Genomic DNA, 2,579 nt, shown 5'->3' with positions numbered 1-2,579 from the left:
GTGATGAATGCGGAGCAAAACAAAAAAGGCAAGATGCCAACTATTGCTACAGTTGCGGTAATCAATTATAAAGCTATATTTTATGAAGTTTAATGTAAGTATCCTTTACGGGTCTGTAAGAGAAGGAAGGCTTGGCATACGTGCCGTTAAGTTATTGGATAACCTTTTAAAGGAAAGAGGCCATCTGACGCATGTCTTAGACCCTGAAGAAATTGAGCTGCCTTTCTTAAATAAGATGTACAAAGAATATGAGCGAGGAAATGCTCCAGCAGCCATGCAGCATATCGCTGATGCGTTGAACGATTCTGATGGCTTCATCATGGTTACAGGAGAGTATAATCATAGCATCCCTCCTGCCCTTAAAAATATGTTGGATCATTTTCAAAAAGAGTACTTTTTTAAGCCAAGTGCCATTGCTGCCTACTCTGCCGGACAGTATGGTGGAATGAGGGCTGCTGTACATCTAAGAGCAATATTAGGTGAGTTAGGAACTCCAAGTATTTCAACTATTCAAGGATATCCGAAAATTCAAAAAATTATTGATCAGGAGGGTAAAGCAACTGAGGAGTACTACATTAAATCTACTAACAAGTTTTTAGACGAACTTGAATGGTATATGGAAGCAATGAAGGTTCAAAGAGAAAAAAAGGGCACTCCCTATTAATTGCTAACTCCCATTTATTAACGTTCGTGTTTTATTCTACCATATTTCTCAGCCCAAATACCTTCTAGTTCTTCTAGTGTTTTACCTTTTGTTTCAATAATGTATTTTTTGGTAAAAATGATTAATACTATGATACAAAGTGAAAAAACTACATAAGGCAGCGATTTATTCCATGCACCATTTACGTTTACATTGCTTTCGGCCATCACTGGAAATATAAACGCAACAAGGGCATTTCCAGCCCATTGCACAGCTACTGCAACAGACAGGGCTATACTTCTTACCTTATTTGGGAACATTTCCGATAACAATACCCAAGTAACTGGCCCCATACTAAAGGCAAAAGAACCAATAAATATTAATACACCAACTAATGATATAATTCCCACCTGATCAAAATATAAGGAACCACCCAGCAAAATAAAGCCCAATAGCATGCCGAAACTACCATATAATATGAGGGGCTTACGCCCCCACTTATCTACTGTAAGCATGGCAATAAATGTGCATGCAAAATTTACAGCACCTAATAAAATTTGTTGCGAAAGAATATCGTCCTGTCCATAGCTAAGTGCATTTTCAAAAATATCACCTCCATAATACAATACAGCATTAATACCGGTAAACTGCTGCATTAATGATAGAAAAGAGCCTATCAAAACAATTGGCAGTACTGCGCTTTGCCAAATTGAAACAGACTTTTGTTCTGTCCTTGCTTCTTTTTTAACCGACTTTATAATTTCATCAATCTCTTTTTGAGCATCAGCTTTTTCATGAAGTTTAAGTAATACCACTAGGGCTTCCGTTTCCTTGCCAGACATCACCAACCACCTCGGGCTTTGAGGAATGAAAAAGGTGAGACCAAGAAAGAGGAAACAAGGGATAAGCTCTGACCAGAACATCCAGCGCCAACCTTCTTTTACATTGCCTGCGAAATCAAAACTTTCACCAATATAATAAGTTGCTAAAAACACAACGAAAAAACCTGTTACTATGGCTAGTTGATAAAATGAAACAAGCACACCCCGCCTCTTTGCCGGTGCAATTTCTGCTATATACATTGGAGCAGCCATAGAGGCTAATCCAATACCAATGCCGCCTATAATTCTAAAAATAACCATTAGTGTAACGGACTCTGGCAAGAGGGCAGGTAAACCAGAGCCCCAGGCAGAAACGGTAAACAAGATGGCAGATATAATCAGGCTATACTTTCTTCCGTATTTATTGGTAACAAAACCTGCACAAATAGCACCAGCAAAACACCCTACAAGTGCGCTGCTAACCACCCAGCCCTTTAAAGCTCCTTGTAATTCAAAGTACTTACTGAAATAGAATTGAGTTCCGTTAATTACACCAGTATCATAACCAAAAAGTAACCCTCCTAGGGCTGCTACAGACGTTATTAGAATTAATAGTCCATTTTTTGACATGGACTAATATTCTAATATGAACTTTGAAAGGTTTTGATGTTTATCTAAACCTAATTTTTTTCTCAAACGGTATCGTGCCACTTCAACACCCCTTAAAGAAACGCCCATCAAATTGGCAATTTCCTTGGTATCCATTTTTAACCTTAGAAATGCTGAAAGTTTTTGTTCGCCAGGTGTTAAATCGGTGAACTCAGTAGTTAATCTGGTTAAAAAATCGCCATGAACTTTATCGAAATGATATTCGAACTGTTTCCAATCTTCCTGAAGTTTTAAAGTGGTATCTATTTCCTTAATAATTCGTTCAAGCGATTTGCTGGTTTCTGGTGCCGCACCTCTTTGTCTTACTTCGTTTAACTCCTCCTTTATATTCTCCATGAATTCATTTTTCACCACCAAATTCATTGTAGAAGCAGCCAATAGGTTATTAACATGCCGAAGTTCGCTTTGTATTTGTTCCTCCTTAAGTTTTTGTAATTCTTTCTGTT

Annotated in this window: 3 protein-coding genes; 1 reads left to right on the top strand and 2 read right to left on the bottom strand. The window is 37.8% G+C overall.

Annotated elements, in window-relative coordinates; all coding sequences use genetic code 11:
- Positions 1–82: 82 nt before the first annotated feature.
- Positions 83–664, top strand: coding sequence for an NADPH-dependent FMN reductase (locus tag RLO81_RS10650; RefSeq protein WP_350111225.1), 582 nt, complete (start codon positions 83–85; stop codon positions 662–664).
- Between the two features lie 17 nt (positions 665–681).
- Here the strand turns inward: RLO81_RS10650 and RLO81_RS10645 are convergent, their stop codons facing one another.
- On the bottom strand, positions 682–2,094 hold the full coding sequence (locus RLO81_RS10645) for a sugar porter family MFS transporter (RefSeq protein ID WP_350111222.1): 1,413 nt from the start codon (positions 2,092–2,094) through the stop codon (positions 682–684).
- 3 nt (positions 2,095–2,097) lie between these two features.
- On the bottom strand, positions 2,098–2,579 hold a 482-nt coding region (locus tag RLO81_RS10640; protein WP_502880449.1), incomplete at its 5' end, for a helix-turn-helix transcriptional regulator.

This window comes from Fulvivirga sp. (assembly GCF_040220315.1).
GTDB lineage: Bacteria > Bacteroidota > Bacteroidia > Cytophagales > Cyclobacteriaceae > Fulvivirga.
This window is presented reverse-complemented; position numbering and strand designations above follow the sequence as displayed.

What these genes read in the sequence shown, in the direction of transcription:
- RLO81_RS10650 (WP_350111225.1), top strand. Translation starts at nt 83, where the DNA reads ATGAAGTTTAATGTAAGTATCCTTTACGGGTCTGTAAGAGAAGGAAGG.
- RLO81_RS10645 (WP_350111222.1), bottom strand. Translation starts at nt 2,094, where the DNA reads ATGTCAAAAAATGGACTATTAATTCTAATAACGTCTGTAGCAGCCCTA.